This window comes from Azoarcus sp. CIB, assembly GCF_001190925.1.
In the GTDB taxonomy this organism is placed as follows: Bacteria; Pseudomonadota; Gammaproteobacteria; order Burkholderiales; family Rhodocyclaceae; genus Aromatoleum.
Map to the genome: position 1 here is coordinate 370102 of NZ_CP011072.1, position 21873 is coordinate 391974.

Sequence of the window (21873 nt, forward strand, 5' to 3'; positions counted from 1 at the left end):
CGCAGATGTCGATTTTGTCGGTTTCATGGGATGGAAGAGGCGGCTGGAATGGGGCGGACGAGAATGCGTGAATAGAACCATACGAGCGACAGGATACCGAGCAAGACGGCACCGATGAGCCAGGGGCGGGTGGGGTCGGCGATGATGCGGTATCCCATCCACGAATCGAGTCGCACATACGTGAGAACGCCGCCCGCGAGCGTGAGCTGGTCGCCCGGTGCGAGAACGCTACGGCTGTCGCCGATGCGGAGAACGAGCTGTTGTGCGTCGCTGCCCGCTCCCAAATTGGTCCGTACGCTCGGCCCTTCGGTCCGTGCCGGGGCTTCGGCGTCCACCATCAGCCACGCAGTGCGGCCGTCGGGCAGCGTCCATTCGTTTGCGCCGGCGAAAGCGCCGTTGTTGCTGTCGCGCAGCTGGACGGTGCCCCAGTCCTCCGAGCCGTCGGCGGCCTGCCAGCGAAATACCGGCGAGAAGCCGCGATACCTGCTGGTGTAGATCCTGTAGCCGTCGATGATGAGCGGGATATCGTCGCCGATTTCCGCAACGTGGGTGCGTCCGTCCGCCGCTTGCCAGCGGACCCGGTTGTAGGTTGTTTGGTAGCGACCCCGCTCGGGATAGTTTTCCGTGAAGCCGAGGTTGGTGAATCGCAGTTCGGCAATCGTTCGATCGTGCAGGGGGCCGTGCTCCTCACCAAGCAGATTGCCGTCGAAAGCGGTACCGGCGGTGACGGTTGCCTGGCCCTCGAAGTAGGTCAGGCGTGCAGCCACCAGCGCCAAAATCAGGGCCAGCAGCGCGAGATGGAACACGAGCAGCGGCAGGTCGGCGCGGAATCGCCGGTTGGTGACGATTGCCGCGATCAGGTTCAGGGTCAGCAGCGAGAGCGGTGCCAGCATCGCCAGCGTCGCGCTGCGCTCCGGGGCCTTGGCCCACAGCGCGGCGCCGGCCATCACGACGAAAAAGGCAGCGGAGAGTCTGGGCGACGCGAGCGCAGTCAGCCAACGGGGCATGCCGCCGGCACTCCCGAAGCGGCCGAGCCGCTCACTGGCAACCCGAAACATCGGACATCCAGTCCTTGCCACCGTAGTTCGGTGCGCCGCAACTGGTCTCCGTCCATTGTCCGCTCGCCTGCCAGGTGCGGATGCGCAGCGCCGCCGAGTTGTAATATGGGGCGATGTTTTCGGTGCTGGTGCTCGTACCGTCGGTGGTATTGTTGCCGACCGGCGTGCAGCCGGTTGCCTTCCCACCTTCGGGCCCGACGCACTCCAGATTCACGAGGAAGGCCTTGTTCTTCCATCCGTGCGGCACGGCGATATGGCAGCGCATGCACGGCCGGGAGCTCTTGGTCGTGAAGGAGTGCGAGGCTTCCGACGCGCTGCCGTCGAAGCCGCTGTTGGCGTTCGGGTTATGGCAGCGGCCGCAGATGCCGCCGCTGGTGTTGGTGTCGCGCGTCGCGCTCGGGGTCACCGTCAGGTCCCAGACGCCCTTGAGGATGAAGTTCTGCGGCGAACCGTGCGGCCCCTGGACCTTCGCCAGATTGGGGGCATTCGTCGCGTCGCTCGCAGTGCTGCCCTGTGTCCACGAGCCGGAATGCCCGTGGCAGTCGGAGCAGTACATCGTCTGCGTTCCGACCTTGGTGCCGTTGAACGGCGGACGGAAGTTGTCCATCGAGGTGCCGCTCCGCGTGCGTTCGGCGACATCGCGTCCGGTTGGCCAGATTACCGGATGCCAGGAACGATGGTTGTTTCCGGTTGCGCCGCCGCCGATGGGCGAGGTGCCGTTGGGATCGCAATCGCCTCCGCTACAGGCGGTGCCCGAATTGCCCTGCTCGCCCTGATCACCGCCAGATGTCGGGGGATCGGTGGCCTTGACGGCGAACTCCGCGGCGACGTTCGTGTATGTGGACATCCCGTTCGTACCGCTGGCGGTCCCCCCCGTATAGCTGCCGAGTGCGGGGAAGGAGGTGCCGGCGCCGTAGTCGGAATGGCACTTCAGGCACAGCTGGTATTCACGCGTAAGGAACGGGTTGCTGCGCGCGGTATCCTCGTTGGCGCCGGGGTCGCCGCGCTTGACCGCATACGTCGTCGGCTGATTCGGCCAATCGGTGCTGGTGGTGAGGGCCGGATAGGTCGGTTCCACACCCCAGGTGCCGCGCAGGGGACCTGACGCGACGTTGCCGTTCACTCCGCCGAGTTCATGCGTTCGACGCGTCGAAAGACCTTTGCCATTGAAGAGTGAATTCTTGAGCACGCGGTGCGGGTTATGGCAGTCCGTGCATTCAACGTGGCGGTTGGCATGGTTGCCCGCGCCGAGCAGCGAGCGCCGTTCGATGAAGTCCGCGCCGCACTTGTTGGTGGGGCCGCTGCAGTCGACGAAGACGTCGTCGGTGAAATTCCCGCCAATATCGTGTCTTTCGGCGCTGGCCGGCTGGTCGGTGTTCGAGATCGGCATGCGCTTGTTGCCCGAGGTCGTGAACTCGGTGCGGATGTCCGGTACGCCGGTGCTCGCGGTCATCGCAGCTACGTTGAGAATGCTTGCCGTTGTCGTGGTGTGACACTGATAGCAGGTTTCCTCGATTGCCGGATTGCCTCCGGACTTGGGAACGGAGGCGTTGTCGGTGCCCTCACGCAACAGGCGGCGCGAGCCCTGGACGGTGTGGGTGTCGTGGCAGTTCAGGCAGCCGGCTTCCCATACCTTGATGCTCGCCGGGAACTCGCGCTGCGTTGCAGCCGTGCCCTGATACGCCGGAGTGGCGACGTTGGAGTTGGCGTGGGCCGAGTTCGACCATGCGAGATAGGCGGCGCCCGTCCGATCCTTATTCTTGTCGTGGCAACCGAGGCAGATCTGGTCTGTGCTCGGATTGAAGCTTGTCCCGGGGCTGCTGGCCGTCTGGAAGCGGTTCAGGCGCAGGAATTTGCTTGCGTCGAGATGGGGGTCGTGACAGCTCGTGCACTGCACCTTGCCCTCGTGGTCGAGCGGCAGCATTGGTTTGGTGCCACGGCTGCGAATCCCGACCACGGTCTTCGTCTCACCCGCAACCACGACCGAATAGGGCGGCGAGCGGAATTCGCCGTCACGTTTTGACAGGGTGTCGGTGTCGGGGGCTGCGCTCTGGAAGGTGAAGGAGATCGGGTGGTCGTTGGTGAGATCGATCCCGAGGTTGCGCGTGTAGCCGGTCGTATTGCCGGCCGTCGGCATCTTGCCGTCGGGCGTGCCGACCATGGAGAGGGTCCTGCCGGTGCCGCTCCCGGGCGAGTTCGCGACCGCACCGAGCGCGAGTGTGCCGTCATGACAGGACAGGCACAGTTTGGAGGCGCCGCCGGGCTGGCCGATCGGGCCATTGAGGATGTCTTCGGCGTCGAGCGAGTTCGAGGTGTAGGGCGTGTAGGTGGCCGAAGACAGCGTGCGGTTCCACAGTGGACCGGGAGCGGTGGCATTCGCTGCGTGCGGTGTGTGGCAGAAGACGCAGATCTGGTCGGTGCCGCTCGCGCCGGTCGCGGCCTTCACCGTTCCGGGGCCGGAGGTCGACAGATTGTGCTTGGTGTTCGAGACCTTCGCATTCGTGTTCTGGGCCAGTGCCAGCGTGGCCTGTCCGAACAGCGCCGCAGCGATGAGCAGCAGGGCATGGAATTTAGGGAAATTCTTCATAACCTTTTGATGGCCGCGGGTATTTGGGCGCGCTCTGGGATGCGAAACGGTTAATGCTAAACGATTATGGGATCGGTGCGAAGTTTCGCGGCTCGGCGCCGGCCTGGACCTTGAGGTCGCGGCGCGTGGCATTGACCTTGCGCAGCATCTGCTTGACCGCTTCGGGCATGCGCTGGCCGGCGGCCATTTCCTGCATCTGGCCCGAGAGGTAGGAGTGGTTGATGAGGATGTCGAACACCGCCAGCATGAACTCCTGCTTCCACTCCGAGAGCTGGTCGAGGTTCTGGAATTTGTGCATGAAGAAGTTGCGCGACGCGCGGCCCAGTTCGCGTTCGACTTCCTCGAGCGTCATCGCGTCGGGTTTGACGACGGGCTGTACGAGGTTGTACTTGCTGTAGTCCTTGGTCGCGACGTGGGCCTCGAGTTGCGGGTAGAGGTCCGCGTAAGGCCACGGGGCGATCGCGAGGAAGAAGGCCATGTCGGGGTTGTAGAGCTTGGCGAGTTCGACGGCTTCCTTGAAGGTCTCGGGCGTGTCGCCGGGCATGCCGAGCACGAAGGAGGTCTCGGAGACGATGTCGGAGCCGTTGATGATGTCGATCGCGCGGCGCGAGTCGGCAGCTTTCGAGCCTTTCTTGAAGAGGTCCAGGGTGGCTTGCTGGCCGGCCTCGACGCCGACGTAGATGTGTTCGACGCCGGCTTCGGCATAGCGGTCCATGATGTCCTCGTCGCGCACGATGTCGTCGACGCGGGTTTCCATCAGCAGGCGCACGCCAGGCTTGCGCTCGATCATCAGTTCGAGGATGCGCTCCCAGCGGGGGCGGTCGAAGGTCGGGATCTCGTCGGCGAGCATGGCGACCTGCACGCCGTACTTCTGGTGCAGCATTTCGATTTCGGCGACGAAGTTCTCGGCGCTGCGGGCGCGCCAGCCGCGGCGCCAGAACAGCTTTTGCGAGCAGAAGGAGCAGTCCTGCTGGCAGCCGCGCGCGGAGGAGACGATCGCCAGGCGCGCGTCGTTCTTGGCGCGGTACTTGTAGATCGGCCACTCGACGAGGTCCCACGCGGTGGGTAGCGAGTCGAGGTCGCGGATGAAGGGGGCGGAGCGGGTCGCGATGACGCCGCCGTCGCGCCAGAAGGCGAGGCCGGCGACTTTTGCCGGGTCGTCGCCGGCGTTGAGGCAGTTCAGCAGCTGGGGTAGCGTCAGTTCGCCTTCGCCGCGCACGACGAAGTCGATCGCGTCGTTGTCGATGCGCAGCATCTCCTGGTAGCAGAAGGTCGCGTGCACATTGCCGATGACGGTGACGATCTCCGGGTCGATTTCCTTGGCGAGGCGCAGCAGTTTCGTCGCTGCGACGATCGCGGCGGTGAAAGCCGAGGTGCACACCACATCGGGGCGGAAGTCCTCGAGACGCTTCTGGATCTGGGCCTCGTCGTGCCACAGGGACATCGCGTCGTAGTAGTCGACCTCGTAGCCCGCTTCGCGCAGGGCGCCGGCGATGTAGACGAAGCCAACGTTGAGCCAGGTACCGGCCGATTCCACGACCCCCGAGTGATAAGGCACGGTGACGAGCGCGACGCGCTTGATCTTGCGTTGCCGCGGCGTGGCGGGACCGGTGCGCGGGGGAGGGGTGAAGGTGATCGGGGAGCCGTTGGTTTTCATTGTTTTCTGCGTGCGGACGTGTCGGGGGGAGACTACCGGCGGCATGGTAGGTGAGCACCTGCCCGAGGCGTTTGACGTACATCAACGGCATTGCCGAAGGCATGGCGGAACCGCGTGCCGACGGGGCCGGTACGCGGGAAGGGGGCAGGAAGGGCGCCGGATCAGCGCGCTGCGGCGGTGGAGTCGGTGGCGGAGTCCACGCGGGGGACGGGGTTGGCGAGCATCTCCTCGCTCAACTCGTCGCACGGGCATACGGGCGGCGTCATCGGCAGCGGCGCCGGGATGGCGCTGTCGGCCGCTGCGGGCTTGCGTGCGCGGGCGAGGCCCATCTTGAAGCGGATGGAGAAATTCACGTAGGCCTCGAGGAAGCGGAAGATGCGCTTGTCGCCCATCGGGCCGACTGCGCGTTCGCTCGGCAGCGGGGTGACCTTGCCATCGACGAGCTTCGCGCGACCGACGATCTGGAAGCTGCCGTCATGGTCGACGTAGCCGAGGTTGTCGGTCTGCACGGCCAGCACGGTCGGCAGGTTGGCGAGGTCGTAGTGGCGCAGCAGGCCGACTTCGCCGGGAGGGAGGGGGCGCAGGTCGTCGAGGCCGACTGCGGCGACGCGCGCCCACGGCGGGGTGAGCCGGCGGCGCTGCGAGGTCCGGCCCTGGACGGCGGCGCGCAGCGTGTCGTCGAAGTAGTTCGTGGCGCTCTCGGCCATGCCGAGCACGTTCACGCAGTGCGAGGCCGGAATGCCGAGGACCTCGCCGGCGAGGCGGAAGTAGTCGTCCTGCGTGAGTTCGCCGAAGCGCCCGCGGTAGCCGCCGCCGTCGCCGATGCGACTACCGGTGGGCAGGCGGAAGCGCAGGCCGCGCGCCTTGCAGGCGTTGAAGAAATACACGAAGGCCGAGGTGGAGCCGATCATCGCGAGCGGGACGCCGGTGGCTTCGGATTCTTCCAGCGCGGCGATAAGCCCCTTGATGTCGAGGCCCGAGTAGTCGAGCAGGAAGCGGCTGTCAGGGGTGCCGAAGTGGCGGCGTGTCTCGTCCATACCGACCGCCATGCCCATCGACGGCGCCATCTCGGGGCTGGGGGCGAGGATGAGGATGCGGCAGCGCTGGCCGCGCGCGAAGTCGGGGAACAGGTAGGCCCCGGTCATCGTGCGGTTGGCGGTGAGGATAAGCTCGCGGCCGATGTCGTCGCGAAAGATCTGGCCGCGCCGGTTGGCGGTGGTGCCGCTGGTGATCTGCGCCATCACGGCCTGTTCGGGCGGGAAGGACGTGACGATAGCGGTCTTGAAACTGTCGGTCGGGAAGGCGGGGATGTGGCGCCAGTCGGTGACCTGGGCGGGCGTGATGCCTTTGGCTTCGCAGAATTCGCGGTAGGGGATGTTGCGCTCGAACTGCCACGCGAAGATTTCCGGTGCGAGGGCGTCGAAGGGCGCGCGGTCGGCGTCGATGCCGGCGGCGATCATGGCGCGGATGCGTTCGGCGAGTCGCTCGCGCACGGGGTCGGGCTGGGTGTCGGGGGAGGTATTCGTGGTCATGGCGGCGACTCGGAGTGTGCACGCCGCGGTGGTTGCGGCGGGGCCGCATGCCGCGCGAGCAAGGCGCTCGCGGGTGGCCCGGGAAAGGTGTGCGCACTCTATCAACAGTCGTCATGCGACTTGTTGACGAGGATCAGTCGCCGCGGTGCCGGCCCGGCGCGGCTGCGGCACCGCGCCGGACACAGCTTAGGGCGGATTGGAGCAGGTGTTCGTCATCCAGTCCTTGCCGGTGGCTGGATTGGTGTTGTTGGAGGTGTTGCCGTTGCTCGCAGGAATGCGATCTCCAACTGCCTTTTGCGACGAGCCGCAGTCGCTGTCGGACCAATCGGCGTTCTGGCGGAAATTGACGATCTTCAGCTTGGCGCGCCGGTAGTAGGGGCCTTCGCTGTAGTTGTCGGAGCTTCCGTTTATCGCGACCTCCTTGCTGCCGACCTGGCCGGCCTCGGCGCCGACGTCGTTGAGGTTCACGAGGAAGGACTTGTTCTTCCAGCCGTGCGGGACGGCGACGTGACACCAGTTGCAGCGCATGCTGCCGATCTTCTCGCGGTGATAGGCGTGCAGGTCGCCCCGGCCGCCGCCGCGGAAGCCTGTCGTGCCGCCGCCGTTGGCATACACGGTCGAATGGCACTTGAAGCACAGGGCGCCGGTGTCGGGGCTGCCGGTGCTGGTGTTATACGGGCCCTTCAGCAGGAAATTGTTGGTCGAACCGTGCGGCCCCCATGGGTTCGGGCTGGTCGGCGTGATCGTGCCGGCCGCGGTGGCGTTGCCGTGGCAATCGGTGCAATGCATCGTGTTGGTGCCGACGCTGGAGTTCCACGGTGCGAGCCAGGAGTTGGCGCTTGCGTTGTTGCGCAGGGAGGTCGTGCGCCCGGTGTTGGCCATGACGGGATGCCACGAGCGGTGGTTGCCGCTGTTGTAGGCTGTGCCGGCGCCGGCGTCGGTGCCGAGGGGGCCGGGGGCACCCTGGTGCGTGATCGGGGCCTGGAATTCGCGCGCCTGGTTGGTGTAGCGCGTGTAGTTGTTCCTTTCGGTGACCGCGCTGCCGGAGGGCGTGCCGGGTGCGCCGAGCTCGGGACGCCGGATGCCGCTCGGATAGACATTGTCGTCCGGATAGCCGTAATCGGAATGACACTTCAGGCACACCTGGTATTCGCGCGTCACCCACGGGCTGGTGACGGCCGTGGCGGCGCCTTGTCCGCCATCGCCGCTCTTTTCCGTGTAGCTGTTCGGCAGTGCGAAGAAGCTGCGCGTTCCGTAGACCGGCTCGACGCCGAAGGTGCCGCGCAGCGCGCCCGACGCGATGTTGCCGTTCGCACCGCCCGGGACGTGGGTGCGTTGGTCGGTGCCGGTGAGGTTGAACACGCTGTTGCGCGTGACGCGGTGCGGGTTGTGGCAGTCGGTGCACTCGGCGTGGCGGTTGTTCACGTCGATCTGGCCGAGCGTCGTGCGGTCTTCGGCGAAGTTGTGGTCCTTGATGTCGTGGCTCTCGACACCGGATTTTTGTTCCGCGGTCGTGATCGGCATGTGCCGCGGCAGGCTGAAGTCGGTCTTGATGTTGGGTACGGTGCCGGTGGCGGTGCCGATGATGCTTTCGCCCGAGGTCGTGTGGCACTGGTAGCAGGTTTCCTCGACTGCCGAGACGGCGTTGGGCGCGGCTGTCGAGCCGGTCCTGAAACTGCCGACGCCGGTGCCGCCGGTGGCGCCGCTGATGCCCTCGCGCAGCAGGCGGCGCGTGCCCTGCACGGCGTGGGTGTCGTGGCAGTTGAGGCAGGCGGCCTGCCAGACCTGTGTCGTTGTCGGGAATTCGCGGCGGTTCGCGGAGTCGGTCTTGTACTGCTCGTCGGCGATCGTCTGCGAGGCGTGTGAGGATTGCGACCAGGCGGTGCCGAGCTTGTCGTGGCAGCCGAGGCAGATCTGGTCGGAGGCGGCATTGAACGCGCCGCCGGCCGGGTTGGCGCTCTGGAAGCGGTTCAGGCGCAGGAATTTCGACACGTCGAGGTGCGGGTCGTGGCAGGTCGTGCATTGCACCTGTCCGGCCCCGGCCGTGCCGGTCGGCTGCAGCGGCAGCAAAGGCTTGAGGCCGGGACCGCGGATGCCGATCACGCTGCCGCTGGCAGGGGGGTGGCGCTGCTGTGCGTCCATGCGGCGCAGTTCGCCGTCGGCTGCAGCCAGCGTGTCGTTGAAAGTGAAGGAAATCGGGTGGTCGTTGCGCAGATCGACGCCGAGATTGCGCGTGAAGCCCGAAGTTGCGCCCTGCGGACCGGCGGGCATCTTGCCTGCGTCGGTGCCGCTCATCGTCACCGATACGTTGGTGTTACCCCCCAGCACGCCGACCGTGCCGATCGCCATCGTGCCGTCGTGACAGGAAAGGCACAGTTTGGAGCTGCCGCCGGGCTGCGACAGCGCCCCGAAGATCGTCTGCGCGTCGAGCGAGTTCGAGGTGTAGGGCGTGTAGGTCGCGTTGGAGAGTTCGCGGTTCCACAGCGGCGCCGGTGCGCTCGCATTGGCGGCGTGCGGCGTGTGGCAGAACACGCAGATCTGGCTTTCCGTGTTGGCCTTGACCGTGCCGGAGCCGGACGTGGACAGGTTGTGCTTGGTGTTGGCGATCTTCGACTGCTGTGCCGATGCGGGCGTGATGCAGGCGATCGCGAGCAGGGCGAGTGCGGTGCGCTGCAGTGCGCGGACCCAGCGGCGGGTATCGACAACCCGGTGCGGGGTGTGGCCGGCGTGCCGGGTCGCGGCTACAGCGGTAGCGGAGGCTCGGCGGTTCCGCAGTGGCGGTGCGCCGATGGGGGGGCCATCGTTGATGGGCTCGTTCATCGTCTGTCGGGTGTGCGTTGACCGTTGGGTTGCCCGCACGCCATCCGGAGCGGGCCCGAATAGACCGGCCCCATGTCGACGCCGAATCGGGGTTGCAAGTTCCCCCCGGCCCGGCGGGCAGGGACGGATAGTCACGCTTGCTTGTGCAAGGCTCGTTCTTTTCGCCGATTATCGGGCACGGTCTGGCGAATGCAAAGCGCCGAAACGTATCCGTTTTGCACGCTACGCGCGGATTACCGCGCTGCGGAGGCGGGGGGCGTTTCCAGGTAGGGGAAGTATTGCCGGTCTGCGCCGACGAGGTGCTGGGCGACGATGTCGTAGGCGAGGAACTGGAATACCTCCGCGATGGGGAGCTCGGCGTCCCGCCGGGCGCGCTCGAACAGCCGGGTGGCCTGCGCGAGCAGGTGTCCGTGCTCGGCGGCATGCGCCACGCGGGCGGGATAGCCGATGGCGTCGTGCAGCTGCTCTTCTTCCGCGAAATGCGCGGTGATGTCTTCGACGAGGACTTCCATCGCTTCGAGGACTTCTGCGCGCGGTGCGTGCGAGATCACGGCGTGCAGAAGGCGGTTCGCGTGTTCGAAGAGCTGACGGTGCTGGTGGTCCACCCGCTCGTTGCCGCTGCGGTAGCTTTCGCGCCACACCAGCTCGACCGGCGAACTTGCCAGGCGGGTACCGTCGCTCGCGAATGCGGAATAGGGGTCGGAGACGACGCGATTGCGTCCGGTATCCTTGGCCCGGTACATCGCGCGGTCGGCGCGTGCGAGCCAGTGCTCGAAGCCTTCGCTGCTGTGGTATTCGGCGACGCCGACACTGATGGTGACCGGTCGTGCGCTCGACAGTTGCGCCTCGGCCACGCGCGCACACAGCTTCTGTGCCAGTTGTTCGGCTTCGCGCAGGGCGGTGTCGGGCGCGAGCACGACGAATTCCTCGCCGCCCCAGCGCGTGACGGTGTCGGCACGGCGGATGTCGCCGCGGATGCAGCGGACGAGCTCGACGAGCACGTAGTCGCCGACGGCATGGCCGAGTTGGTCGTTGATTTCCTTGAAGTGGTCGACGTCGAGCACCAGCAGGGAGACGGAGTGGCCGTGACGTTCGGCGCGGGACATTTCCAGCAGGGCGGCGTCTTCGAGATGGCGGCGGTTCCACGCACCGGTCAGCCGGTCGGTGTAGGCGAGGCGCTCCATCTGTTCGAGGGCGTGCAGGAGCTCTGCGTGGCGCGCCTCGGCGTACTCGGCCGGGTTGGCGATGGCGCCGGTGCGTGCGCCGGTTTCGGTGGCGATCATCCCCGATGCGATGATCTCGCCGTCGCCCGCGCGTAGCGGGAAGCGCGTGATGAGGAAGCGGCGCGAGCGCAGTCCCACGATGGCTTCTTCTTCGCTGTGCGTGACCTCCACGGATGCGCCGTTGCCGATGCGCAGGACCCGGGGTACGCCGGCGGTGCGCAGCACGTCGTCTTCGTGCCTGCCCGGTAGCGATTCGGCCGGAAGATTCAGCATCTGCGCGAAGGCCTCGTTCGCGTAGAGGTAGGTGCCGTCATTGCCGCGAATCGCGATCAGGGCCGGCGACTGGGCAACGAGCGAATGCAGGAGCGATGCGCGGGCGTCGCGAGCCGGGGTTTCCGTTGAGACCAGGGTTTCGCTCATTCGACCAGATTCCGAGTGCGTGAACAATAACCGCACTCCCGTCATTGGCTTGCGATCAGCGGCATTTTAGCGGGATCGGGGCGTGTCTGGCGTGATTCCGGTCACGTGCGTTCGGGCTGTGGCGACAGGCGACGGCGGGGGCAAAGCGCGGTATAGTCCGCTCCGTTCGACATCACCTGAATTGCCTGTTTGTATGCGTATTTCATGCGATTGCACGCATGTCTTCGAAATGAATTCGAGGCCGGCGCAGATGACGCAGCGGAACGGCGATCTGCGTCGGAGGAGTGGTCGTGCCCGGCCCTGAGGCGATGCGCCGCATGGACCGCTGGCTCGGTGTGCCGCTGTGTGCCGCGCTGTCGGGACTGCGCAGGGCGGTGCGTGCGTGGTGGCGAACGCGGGCTCAGGAACAGGCGGTGCGCCGCGTGCTCTTCGTGCAATTGGCCGAATCCGGCAGCATGGTGCTCGCAGATCCGGCGATGCGTGCGCTGGCGGCGCGCAGCGGTGCGCAGGCGTATTGCCTGACCTTTGCGCATAATCGCGACAGCCTCGCGATTGCCGGTACGGTGCCGCCCGAGCGGGTGTTCGTGATCCGCACGGGATCGCTGCGCATGCTGGCGGCGGATGCCTGGCGTTTCCTGCGCGACGTGCGCCGGGCGCGCATCGATGCGCTTGTCGATCTCGAACTGTTCTCGCGCCTGACCGCGGCCTTGTGCCTGCTGACGGGGGTGCGCCGGCGCGCGGGTTTCCACCGCTTCGAAGGGGTCGGTCTGTATCGCGGCGACTTGTATACGCATCCGCTGGCCTTCAATCCGCAGCTGCACATGGCACAGAACTACCTGATGCTGGTCGAGGCCTTGTTCGCCGAGGATGTGCCGCCCGCGCCACGCCTGCCGGCGGCAATGCTGGTGCCGCGCGTGCGTCGGCGCGAGTTGGGCGCGGACGAGCTGGCGGCGGTGCGGAACAGGCTGGCCCGCTTTGGGGGCGGTCCGGTCGGCGACGAACGCATCGTGTTCGTGAATGCCAACGCGAGCGCGATGCTGCCTCAGCGGCGCTGGCCGCAAGCACACTTCGTGGCGCTGGTACGCGCGACGCTCGCACGCCATGCGGAGGTGCGTGTGCTGCTGATCGGTGCCGAGGACGACCGGGCGACGACGGCGGCGATCGCGGCCGAGGTCGGGGATGTGCGCTGCGTCGATATCGCGGGGCACTTCGCCCTCGGCGAATTGCCGGCGCTGTTTACGCTCGGCGCCGCGCTGGTCAGCAACGACTCGGGGCCCGCGCACTTCGCCGCGGTTACGGCCCTGCCTGTGATCGCCCTGTTCGGTCCCGAGACGCCGGTGTTGTTCCGGCCGCTGGGGGATGCGACCGTGATTAGTGCCGGGCTGGCTTGTTCGCCGTGCGTGAATGCGGGCAATCAGCGGCGCACGCGCTGCACGGATAACCAGTGCATGCAGCGGATTTCGGTCGCAGAGGTGTTCGGTGCGCTGTGCCGCGTGCTCGATGCGCGGCCGGCGCGGCTGGTACAAAGCGACGGTCTGGCCGGGGTCGGGGCGTGATTCCGCGCCGGCGCATTCCGCTGGAGTGGGGCGATCTCGCGGACGCGTTGCGTGCGCCGTGGGGGTCGGCCGACGCCACGGCGGCGCAGGTGGCGGCTTTCGAGCGCGCCTTCGCCGACGCGGTCGGCGTGCCGCATGCGATCGCGACCGCGAGCGGCCGCGATGCGCTCGGCCTGATCCTGGACGGGCTGGGGCTCGGCGCGGGCGACGAGTTGGTGATCCCGGCCTATACGCTGGGCGAACTGGTTCCGCTGATTCGCGCGCGCGGCATCGTGCCGGTGCCGGCCGACGTGGATCCGGCGAGCTTCAACATGACGGCCGCCAGCGTCGCCACCCGCATCGGGCCGCGCACGCGTGCGATCTTCGTCGTGCATCTGCTCGGCGCGCCGTGCGACATCCGCGGCATCTGCGCCCTTGCGAATGCGCACGGCATTGCGGTGGTCGAGGACTGCGCGCATGCCTTCGGGGCGTCGATCGACGGCCGTCCGGCCGGCAGTTTCGGCCGCGCCGCGCTGTTCAGCCTGGAGGCGACGAAGGCCGTGGCGGCGTTCGGCGGTGGCGTCCTGACGACGGCGGACGAGGCGCTGGCGGCCGCGACGCGGGCGCGCCTGGCCGGGCGCGCACGACGCGAGTGGCCGCCGGTGCGCAAGATGCTGCTGAAGTTCGCGGAAGAGCTTGCGGTGCGCAGCCCCGCCTACGCGATCGCCGCGCGCGTGATGTTTTCGGCGCGTCGTGGCGGCGGTTTCGACCGCCTCTATCGCCAGGCACATGACCGGGTGCGCGGGACGGCGGCTGCGTTCAGCGGCTTCCAGGCGCGGCTGGGCCTGCGCAAGCTGCAGCGGGCACAGGCGCGGCAGAAGCGCCTCGATGCGCAGTGGGAGGTGCTCGCGCGCAGCCTGCCGCCGCGTTTTGTCACCCAGCGGCGCGGTGATTTCGGCCGGCCGGCGTTCTACAACTTCGTCGCGCGCTTTCAGGGCGACATCGGCGCCCTGCGTGCCGCGGCGCAGCGGCACGGCCTGGACCTGGGCATAGGCGGGGAGGTGATGGACGATACCGCGGCGATGCTCGGCTACACCGATTGTCCCGGTGCCGCGACGGCGGCGGCTCAGGCGGTGTTGATCCCCCTGTACGACGGGCTTTCGGAGGGGCGTCTGCGGCGCACGGCCGCCATTCTCCGGCGACTTGCGGAGGAACTCCCATGACCGGTTCGGGACATCCCGTCGTCGTGCTGCGCGTCGACCGCGAGGCGGGGCGCCATACGGGTCATCCGCGCCACCTGCATCCGGCGCTCGACCTGATGTACGTGCAGGGCGGGCTGGAGGAGGCCCTGAAGGTCGCGGTGCCGCTGCTCGATGGCTGGCTGGGGGATTTTTCCGTCGACGCGTTCGTCGCGCGGGTGCTGGCCTTGAAACCGCGTGTCGCGGTGATCCGTGCCGTGACCTGGTGCCTGGAGGAGTCGGTACGCGTCGCCGCGGCGTTGCGCGCGGCTGGAGTCGTCACGATCGCGGTCGGGCAGCAGGTGCAGCACGTCGCGCGGACGCGGTTTCATGGCTGGAGCGAGGCCTACGACCTGGCCGTGCCGGGCGAGCCCGAGGAGGAGGCGCCGCGCTTGGCGCTGCGTGTGCTGGCGGGCGAGGATCTTGCGGCCCTGCGCGAGGAATGCCGCTTGCGCGTGGGTGCAGGCGAAATCGTGCTCGTGGGCGCGCCCGATGCGCTGCCGCGCCCGCGCTTCGGGCGCGATGCACTGAAGGCGTATGCGTTCCCGTTCCCGGTGCGCGGGCGGCCGGCGGCGCGGTGGGGCTACGTGCTCACCGCATGGGGCTGTCCGCGGCCGTGCCGCCATTGCACGGCCATCGTGCGCAAGAGCGTTGGACGGGACTTGCGGGTGCGCTCGGTCGGCGACGTGGTCGACGAGGTACTCGCGCTGAAGGCTGCCGGGGCGCAGGCGATCGCCTTCGAGGATGATTCGCTGCTGGTGCATCGCGGTCGCTTCCTGCAACTGGCCGACGAACTGGTGCGTCGCGGCGTCGAGCTGCCGTGGATGGCGAATGCGCGCCCCGACGAGCTCGACGAGGAGCGGGTGGCCGCGGCCGCGGCGGCCGGCGCGGTATTGCTGAAGGTGGGCGTCGACAGCGGTTCGGCGCGGCTGATCGAGCGTCTGGGCAAGACTGCGGATGGTGCGGGCTGGGTTGCCGCGACGGAATCGGCTTTCGAACGGCTGGATCGGGCCGGCATCGGCTCGGTGGCCTTGTTCATGGTCGGCATGCCGGACGAGACCGAGGACGATGCCGAGGATACGCTGGCGCTGGCGCGGCGCATCAGCCCCGATTACCTGCAGATGCAGATCTATCGCCCGTATCCGGACGTGCCCTTGTGGAGCGAGCTGCCGCCGCAGCGGCGCACGCACGGCGCCGAATACCACTACCTGACGCCGGCGAGCAGCTGCAGCCGCATTCCGCCGGCCGCGTTGACGGCCCTGCAGCGCCGCTTCTACCGGACCTTTTACCTGCGTCCGGGATTCGTCGCGCGCCACCTCGCGCGCCACTGGCGGCATTACCTGTCGGTGGCCGGGCTGGCGCGCGCGCCCGGCGCGCTGGTGTACCTGCTGCGCGGCGCCTGAATATCTGTAAATGAGCCCGGCGCGCGGCCGGGCCCGCAGTGGGCTTGGTTAGTGGCCCGAGCAGCCGCAGCCGCCACCACCGCCACCGCAACCGCCTCCGCTCTGGCGGGCCGGTGCAGGTGCCGCAGCGGGTTCGGAGTCGCGTGCCTGGAGCTGGATGCGGAAGTCGATGACGATATTGCCCGGTTCGCGGGCCACATACTCGATCGTGACCTGCGAGCCGTAGCGCTGCTGGATCTGGCCGAGCAGCGGCAGGGGGTCGTGGTCGTTCACGAAGCGCATCGTCTCGCCGTCCTCGAGCGATTCGAGGGCGCCGAAGATCGCGGCATGGCGGAAGCGTTTGGCGACGCCGCGGGCGTCGAAGGGAAAGACGGTGTTGTCGAGGATGGGCAGCTCGCTCATGAATCGGGTCTCCGGGTTGGGGCGGCGATAGCGCAACGAATGGGGTGCAAAAAGGGTACATAAAGGGGTGCCGCAGGGTTCCGATCGTAGGGGGCGCCGGGGGGCTGCGCCTTGAGCCAGAACAAGAATCGACCCGTGGCCTCGGGGGGCGGGGAGGCGCCACCGGTTGCGCGCGCTATGACAATGGCCAGGTTTTGTTCCGTGTGTTATCTTTAAATAAAACAAGAACATATTTGAGCAAAAGGGATGAAGCGACCTGGGCGAAGTCCTTTCGGGTGCCGGAGGCCCGAGGCGACGGGGATAATCGCAGTGCGCCGCTGCGGCATGCGGGGAGGTCTTGCGGGCGGGAGCCGCAATCATCGAGGGGCCGATGCGCGCTAGCCGCCCGTCGGCGCCCCCGCTGCCGGATGCGCGCAAACGCATGCGTCTGGGTTTGCGCGGACGCTATACCCTTTATGGCGCCGCGCTGACCACGCTGGTCGTGGTCGTGATGGCGGCGCTGTCGTATTTCAATGCGCGTGCCCTGGTGCACGGAATTGCCACGGGGCACCTCGCGCAGATCGCCAATTCCGTGTCGGATCGCATCGAGCGCACGCTGGAGCTCGCGCATCGCGAGCTGGCGGCGCTTGCTGCGCAGCCGTTGCTGTCGAACGCACTGCTCGACTCGCAGGGACGCGACGCTTACCTGAGGCCCTTCCTCGCCCGGCACTCGCTGCCGGTGTCCATCGACTACAACCTGGTCGTGACCGACTACCGCGGCGAGCCCGTCGCCGCGCGCAAGGCCCCGCGGAGCTTCCGTGGCGAGGCATGGCTGGCGGACAAGGTGTTGCGCGGCGAAACCCATGCCGCCATCGAGCGGCTCGACGCCGATGCCGTGTTGCGTGTCGCGGTCCCCATCCTGGTCAATGCCACGGGCACCTTTGAGGGGGCGCTGGTGTTCGAGGCGAATCTCAGCCAGTGGTTGCGCAGTGCCGGTTCGCCCTTCGATCTGCACGACGACGGCCTGACGGAGGTGGCCCTGACTGCGGGAGGCGGCATGCTCATGCAGCGCAGTTTTCCGGGAAATTCCGCGCGGCGGGTGTCGAGCTCGCATGCGGTGAACGCGGGTTTGCCCCTGTCGGACCCCTTGCTGGTGAGGGTGAGCATGGATGCCGAGGTGTTCGAGCGACCGATCGAGGCGCTGCTCGCCGAGCACGTGGCATGGGGCCTTGTCGCGATCCTGCTGGTCGGGGCGGCGAGCCGCGCGCTCGCACGCGCGCAGACGCGCCGCATCGAGGAGCTCGCCAGCGAGGCGCGTGAGGTCGCGCTGACAGGGCTGCCGCGGCAGGGATTCAGTGCGGGGCACTTCGGCAACGACGAGGTGGGGGATCTCGCGGCGAGCCTGGTGCGCCTGCTCGAGGAACTGAAGGCGCACGAGAGCGAGCTGGAAACCCTGGTCGAGGAGCGTACCGCCGACCTGAACCGCGCGCAGGCGATCGCGCATGTGGGGAGCTGGGTCTACCTGCCGCAGGTGCCGAAGCTCGAACTGTCGGCCGAGACGCGCCGGCTTTTCGGCTTGCCGGCCGATTCCCGGCTGTCGTGGCAGGTCCTGCTGGAGGCGGTGCACCCCGAGGATCGCAAGATGGTGCGGAAGGCATGGAGGCGGGTGATCGCCGGCGAGCCCTTCGACATCGAGCATCGCGTCCTTCTCGACGGGGAGGTGCGTTGGGTGCGCGGGATCGCCGAGCGCATCGTGGTCCCGGGCGTGCCGCCGCGCTGCGTCGGCACGGTGGAGGACGTCACGGAGCGGCGCCTGACCGAGGCGCGCATGCGCGAGGCGATGGTGGTGTTCTCGGCGTCGAGCCAGGGCATCATGACGATGAATGCGCAAGGCGCGATCACGTCGGTGAACCCCGCGTTCTGCCGCATCACCGGGCACCCGGCCGAGGAAGTCATCGGCCACCAGTCCACCGTCTTCCGTTCCGGGCGCCAGGACGACGCCTTCTATGACGCGATGTGGTCGGCGTTGAGGACCTGTGGGGAGTGGGAGGGGGAAGTCTGGAACCGGCGCCGCAGCGGCGAAATCTATCCGCAGTGGCTGACGATGTCGGCGGTGCGCGGCGAGAAGGACGGGGTTGTCGAATATGTCGCGATGTTCAGCGACATCACGGAGCGCAAGCAGCACGAGGACGAGATCTGGCGTCAGGCCAACTTCGACGCGCTGACCGGGCTGGCGAACCGCAGCCTGCTGTATGACCGCCTCGATCGAACGCTCGCGCATGCGCGCCGCAATGGCTGCAAGGCGGGACTGCTGTTCCTGGATCTCGACGGATTCAAGTGGGTGAATGACACGCTCGGCCACGACGTCGGCGACGAGCTGCTGGTCGAGGTCGCGCGCCGCCTGAAGGGCTGCGTGCGCGAGCAGGACACGGTGGCGCGTCTGGGCGGGGACGAGTTCACGATCGTGGTCGGCGAGCTGCACGATCCCGAGGACCTGCGCACGGTCGGGGAGAAGGTGCTGGGCGTGCTGGAGGAGCCGATCGCGCTGGCGGGCACGCGGCACCAGATCTCGGGCAGCATGGGCATCACGGTGTTTCCGGACGACGGCGAGGACGTGCACAGCCTGCTGCGCAACGCCGACATCGCGATGTACAAGTCCAAGCAGAACGGCAAGAACCGCTTCCACTTCTACTCGCGCGAGATGCAGTGCGATGCGCTCAAGCGCATGCAGGTCGAGGCGGACCTGCGCACGGCGCTCGCGCATGACGAATTCACCCTCGAATACCAGCCCATCGTCGTCGCCGACAGCGGCGAACTGTTCGGCGCCGAGGCGCTGATCCGCTGGGCGCACCCGCAGCTCGGCGCGGTGTCACCCGCCGATTTCGTGCCGGTGGCGGAGGACAGCGGCCTGATCGTGCCGATCGGCGCATGGGTGTTGCGCGAGGCGGTGCGCCAGATGCACGCCTGGCGCCTGCTCGGCCATACCCTGCCGCATCTGGCCGTCAACGTGTCGGGTGTGCAGTTCCGCGATCCGGCGCTGCCCGAGCTGGTCGCCGAGGTGATGGACGCCTACGCGGTGGCGTCGGGGGCGCTGACGCTGGAGATCTGCGAGTCGGTGATGGTCGACGCCAACAGCGCCACCGAGAAGCGCATGCGTGCGCTGAAGGAGCAGGGCGTCGCGTATTCGCTCGACGACTTCGGCACGGGGTTCTCGTCGCTATCCTACCTGAAGCGCTTTCCGGTCGACATCGTCAAGATCGACCGCAGCTTCGTGCGCGATTGTCCCGACGACCGCAGCGACGCGCACCTGGTCGCGGCCATCATCAACATGGCGCACAGCCTTGACCTGAAGGTGGTCGCGGAAGGCGTCGAGACGCAGGCGCAGGCGGATTTCCTGCGCGATCGGGGGTGCGATTACCTGCAGGGCTACCTGATCGCCAAACCGCTGCGCGCGGAAGCCTTCGAGCGGCTGCTGCGCCGCAGGGGGGCGCAGGCCGGGCGTGGGGGGCTCGTGCTGGCGGCGGGGTAAGGGATTACTGAGGGGTTGCTGAGGGGCCGGGTTCAGTCCGTGTATTCGAAGCGCACGCGCTTGACGTTGCACAGCAACTCGTAGGAGATCGTGTTCACTGCTTCGGCGATGCGATTCACCGGAACGTTGTTGCCCCACAGCTCGACGCGGCTGCCCAGCTTGGCGTCGGGCAGGTCGGTGAGATCGACGGTGAGCATGTCCATCGACACGCGGCCGATCAGGCGCGTGCGGATGCCGTCGACGGCGACCGGCGTGCCGTCGGGCACCGTGCGCGGATAGCCGTCGGCGTAGCCCATTGCGACGAGGCCGACGCGGGTGGGGCGTTCGGCGCGGAAGCGCGCGCCGTAGCCGAGCGGGGCGCCGGCGGGAATCTCGCGTATTGCCATCACCGCGCTCTCCAACGTCATCACGGGACGCAGGCTGTTGGGTTCGCCCGGCATCGGGTCGGCGCCGTACAGCAGGATGCCTGGGCGTGCCCAGTCGCGGTGGGCGTCGGGCCAGCCCAGGATGGCGCCGGAGTTGGCGAGGCTGCGCGGTCCGGGCAGGTCGCGGGTAGCGGCGTCGAAGGCGGCGACCTGTTCGGGCGTGGACAGGACGTGGGGTTCGTCGGCGCGGGCGAAGTGGGTCATCAGCGTGATGCTGCCGACCCTGCCGTTGTCCTTGAGGCGTTGCCATGCGGCGCGCAGCTCGTGCGGCATGAAGCCGGCCCGGTTCATGCCGCTGTTGACCTTGAGCCATACGTCCAGCGGCAGCGCCGGTTTCGCGTGGTCGATGATACGGATCTGCTCCGCGTGGTGCACGACCATCCACAGGTCGTGGCGCACCACGTCGTCGAGTTCGTCGGCATCGAAGATGCCTTCGAGCAGCAGGATGGGCTGCTCGATGCCGGCCGCACGCAGTTCCAGCGCTTCCTCGAGGAAGGCGACGGCGAAGCCGTCGACTTCCGGTGCGAGGGCGCGCGCGCAGGCGACGGCGCCGTGGCCGTAGGCGTTGGCCTTGACGACGGCGAGCGCCCGGCCGCCGTGGCGGCTGCGGGCGAGGCGGTAGTTGTGACGCAGGGCGTCGAGGTCGATCAGGGCGCGGGCGGGTCTCATGCAGCGGGGGAGAGGTTAAGGCCTTGTGAGCGTGAAGCTGCTACTTTGCCATAACGCGCGAGTCCCAAGTCGCGATGACGAATCGCCGGCTGGCGGCCGGTGACCAGATCGGCGACGAGTTGGCCGGAGCCGCAGGCCATCGTCCAGCCCAGCGTGCCGTGGCCGGTGTTGAGGTAGAGCTGCGGATAGGCGGTTTCGCCGACGATGGGGGTGCCGTCTGGCGTCATCGGGCGCAGGCCGGTCCAGAATTCCGCCGCGGGAAGGTCGCCGCCGCCGGGGAAGAGGTCGCCGACGACCATCTCCAGCGTCTCGCGGCGGCGCGGGTTGAGCGAGAGGTCGAAGCCGGCGAGTTCGGCCATGCCGCCGACGCGGATGCGGTCGTCGAAGCGGGTGATCGCGATCTTGTAGGTCTCGTCGAGCACGGTGGACACCGGGGCCTTCGCGGCGTCGACGAGCGGCACGGTGAGCGAGTAACCCTTCAGCGGGTATACCGGCAGGTCGAGGCCGAGCGGCTTGAGCATCTTGCGCGAGTAGCTGCCGAGCGCGAGCACGTAGCGGTCGGCGGCGAGCACTTCCTCGCCGACCTGCACGCCGATGACGTCGCCGCCGCCCACCAGCACTTCGCGGATGTCCTGGCCGAAGCGGAACTCGACGCCCAGTTCGCGCGCCTTTTCGGCGAGTCGTGTGGTGAACAGCTGGCAGTCGCCGGTCTCGTCGTTGGGCAGGCGCAGGCCGCCGGCGAGCTTGTCGCGCACCGCGGCGAGCGCCGGTTCGGCACCGGCGAGGGTGTCGCGATCGAGCATCTCGAAAGGTACGCCGCATTCCTTCAGCACCTCGATGTCGCGCGCCGCGGCGTCGACCTGGGCCTGGCTGCGGAAGAGCTGCAGCGTACCGTTCGTGCGCTCCTCGTACGTGAGGCCGGTGTCGGCACGCAGCGCGCGCAGGACGTCGCGGCTGTATTCCGACAACCGCATCATGCGTTCCTTGTTCACGGCGTAGCGGTCGGCGGTGCAGTTCTTCAGCATCTCGGCCATCCAGCGCAGCTGGAACAGGCTGCCGTCGGCGCGGATCGCGAGCGGCGCGTGGCGCTGGAACAGCCACTTCATCGCCTTCAGCGGGATGCCGGGCGCGGCCCACGGGGTGGAGTAGCCGGGCGAGACCTGGCCGGCGTTGGCGTAGCTGGTCTCGAGCGCGGGGGCGGGCTGGCGGTCGATGACCGTGACCTGGGCGCCGCTGCGGGCGAGGTAGTACGCGGTGGTGGTGCCGACGACGCCGCTGCCGAGGACGAGAACGCGCATGACTGACTCCGTGGATTTCGGTGAATTGAATATCGCCAGTCTAGTGATGGTTTGGTAGTGAAATTCACTTGATTTTATGTGCTGTGCAGTGAGTTTAT

13 protein-coding genes are annotated in these 21873 nt (G+C 67.7%); 4 read left to right on the forward strand and 9 right to left on the reverse strand.

Translation table 11 applies throughout. The annotated features are described in order from the left end of the window. Positions 1–23: 23 nt before the first annotated feature. From AzCIB_RS01505 to AzCIB_RS01530, 6 genes are all read right to left on the reverse strand, one after another. Positions 24–1058, reverse strand: coding sequence for a cytochrome c biogenesis ResB family protein (locus AzCIB_RS01505; protein WP_157058403.1), 1035 nt, complete (start codon positions 1056–1058; stop codon positions 24–26). Beyond that, positions 1039–3645 (reverse strand): cytochrome c3 family protein, encoded by a 2607-nt coding sequence (locus AzCIB_RS01510; RefSeq protein ID WP_050414270.1) that lies wholly within the window; start codon positions 3643–3645, stop codon positions 1039–1041. Before AzCIB_RS01510 ends, AzCIB_RS01505 begins: the two co-directional genes overlap by 20 nt. Positions 3646–3709: 64 nt before the next feature. After that, a complete protein-coding gene (locus AzCIB_RS01515) occupies positions 3710–5302 on the reverse strand; it encodes a B12-binding domain-containing radical SAM protein (protein ID WP_157058405.1) in 1593 nt (530 codons plus the stop codon). 161 nt (positions 5303–5463) lie between these two features. Next, positions 5464–6834: a LuxE/PaaK family acyltransferase gene (locus AzCIB_RS01520; protein ID WP_050414271.1), complete on the reverse strand. Its 1371-nt coding sequence runs from the start codon at positions 6832–6834 to the stop codon at positions 5464–5466. 186 nt (positions 6835–7020) lie between these two features. Beyond that, the gene (locus AzCIB_RS01525; protein WP_083446844.1) at positions 7021–9654 is read right to left on the reverse strand and encodes a cytochrome c3 family protein; all 2634 of its coding nucleotides are present in this window, start codon (positions 9652–9654) and stop codon (positions 7021–7023) included. 233 nt (positions 9655–9887) lie between these two features. Next, positions 9888–11297 carry a diguanylate cyclase gene (locus AzCIB_RS01530; protein ID WP_050414272.1) on the reverse strand — a complete coding sequence of 470 codons (1410 nt, stop codon included), beginning with the start codon at positions 11295–11297 and terminating at the stop codon, positions 9888–9890. Between the two features lie 290 nt (positions 11298–11587). On the opposite strand from AzCIB_RS01530, the gene AzCIB_RS01535 reads away from it, so the two are divergent. The 3 genes from AzCIB_RS01535 to AzCIB_RS01545 are packed head-to-tail and all read left to right on the forward strand — an operon-like array spanning position 11588 to position 15473. Then, a complete protein-coding gene (locus AzCIB_RS01535) occupies positions 11588–12853 on the forward strand; it encodes a glycosyltransferase family 9 protein (RefSeq protein ID WP_232299331.1) in 1266 nt (421 codons plus the stop codon). Next, positions 12850–14055 carry an aminotransferase class I/II-fold pyridoxal phosphate-dependent enzyme gene (locus tag AzCIB_RS01540; protein ID WP_050414274.1) on the forward strand — a complete coding sequence of 402 codons (1206 nt, stop codon included), beginning with the start codon at positions 12850–12852 and terminating at the stop codon, positions 14053–14055. The genes AzCIB_RS01535 and AzCIB_RS01540 overlap by 4 nt, the downstream gene beginning before the upstream one ends. Further along, complete coding sequence (locus AzCIB_RS01545) at positions 14052–15473, forward strand: B12-binding domain-containing radical SAM protein (protein ID WP_050414275.1); 1422 nt, start codon at positions 14052–14054, stop codon at positions 15471–15473. Before AzCIB_RS01540 ends, AzCIB_RS01545 begins: the two co-directional genes overlap by 4 nt. A gap of 48 nt (positions 15474–15521) precedes the next feature. Here the strand turns inward: AzCIB_RS01545 and AzCIB_RS01550 are convergent, their stop codons facing one another. Beyond that, complete coding sequence (locus AzCIB_RS01550; RefSeq protein ID WP_050414276.1) at positions 15522–15875, reverse strand: DUF2249 domain-containing protein; 354 nt, start codon at positions 15873–15875, stop codon at positions 15522–15524. Positions 15876–16245: 370 nt separating this feature from the next. Here AzCIB_RS01550 and AzCIB_RS01555 point away from each other — a divergent pair, with 370 nt between their 5' ends. Continuing rightward, the gene (locus tag AzCIB_RS01555) at positions 16246–19383 is read left to right on the forward strand and encodes a bifunctional diguanylate cyclase/phosphodiesterase (protein ID WP_232299332.1); all 3138 of its coding nucleotides are present in this window, start codon (positions 16246–16248) and stop codon (positions 19381–19383) included. A gap of 32 nt (positions 19384–19415) precedes the next feature. On the opposite strand, the gene alr is transcribed toward AzCIB_RS01555, so the two are convergent. Further along, positions 19416–20477, reverse strand: coding sequence for an alanine racemase (gene alr, locus AzCIB_RS01560; protein ID WP_050414277.1), 1062 nt, complete (start codon positions 20475–20477; stop codon positions 19416–19418). Next, complete coding sequence (locus AzCIB_RS01565) at positions 20474–21775, reverse strand: D-amino acid dehydrogenase (RefSeq protein WP_050414278.1); 1302 nt, start codon at positions 21773–21775, stop codon at positions 20474–20476. Before AzCIB_RS01565 ends, alr begins: the two co-directional genes overlap by 4 nt. Between the last annotated feature and the right edge of the window lie 98 nt (positions 21776–21873).

Excerpts from the sequence above, each read along its gene's own strand:
- AzCIB_RS01505 (WP_157058403.1), bottom strand. The coding sequence starts at position 1,058 with ATGTTTCGGGTTGCCAGTGAGCGGCTCGGCCGCTTCGGGAGTGCCGGC.
- AzCIB_RS01510 (WP_050414270.1), bottom strand. The coding sequence starts at position 3,645 with ATGAAGAATTTCCCTAAATTCCATGCCCTGCTGCTCATCGCTGCGGCG.
- AzCIB_RS01515 (WP_157058405.1), bottom strand. The coding sequence starts at position 5,302 with ATGAAAACCAACGGCTCCCCGATCACCTTCACCCCTCCCCCGCGCACC.
- AzCIB_RS01520 (WP_050414271.1), bottom strand. The coding sequence starts at position 6,834 with ATGACCACGAATACCTCCCCCGACACCCAGCCCGACCCCGTGCGCGAG.
- AzCIB_RS01525 (WP_083446844.1), bottom strand. The coding sequence starts at position 9,654 with ATGAACGAGCCCATCAACGATGGCCCCCCCATCGGCGCACCGCCACTG.
- AzCIB_RS01530 (WP_050414272.1), bottom strand. The coding sequence starts at position 11,297 with ATGAGCGAAACCCTGGTCTCAACGGAAACCCCGGCTCGCGACGCCCGC.
- AzCIB_RS01545 (WP_050414275.1), top strand. The coding sequence starts at position 14,052 with ATGACCGGTTCGGGACATCCCGTCGTCGTGCTGCGCGTCGACCGCGAG.
- AzCIB_RS01550 (WP_050414276.1), bottom strand. The coding sequence starts at position 15,875 with ATGAGCGAGCTGCCCATCCTCGACAACACCGTCTTTCCCTTCGACGCC.
- AzCIB_RS01555 (WP_232299332.1), top strand. The coding sequence starts at position 16,246 with ATGCGCGCTAGCCGCCCGTCGGCGCCCCCGCTGCCGGATGCGCGCAAA.
- alr (WP_050414277.1), bottom strand. The coding sequence starts at position 20,477 with ATGAGACCCGCCCGCGCCCTGATCGACCTCGACGCCCTGCGTCACAAC.
- AzCIB_RS01565 (WP_050414278.1), bottom strand. The coding sequence starts at position 21,775 with ATGCGCGTTCTCGTCCTCGGCAGCGGCGTCGTCGGCACCACCACCGCG.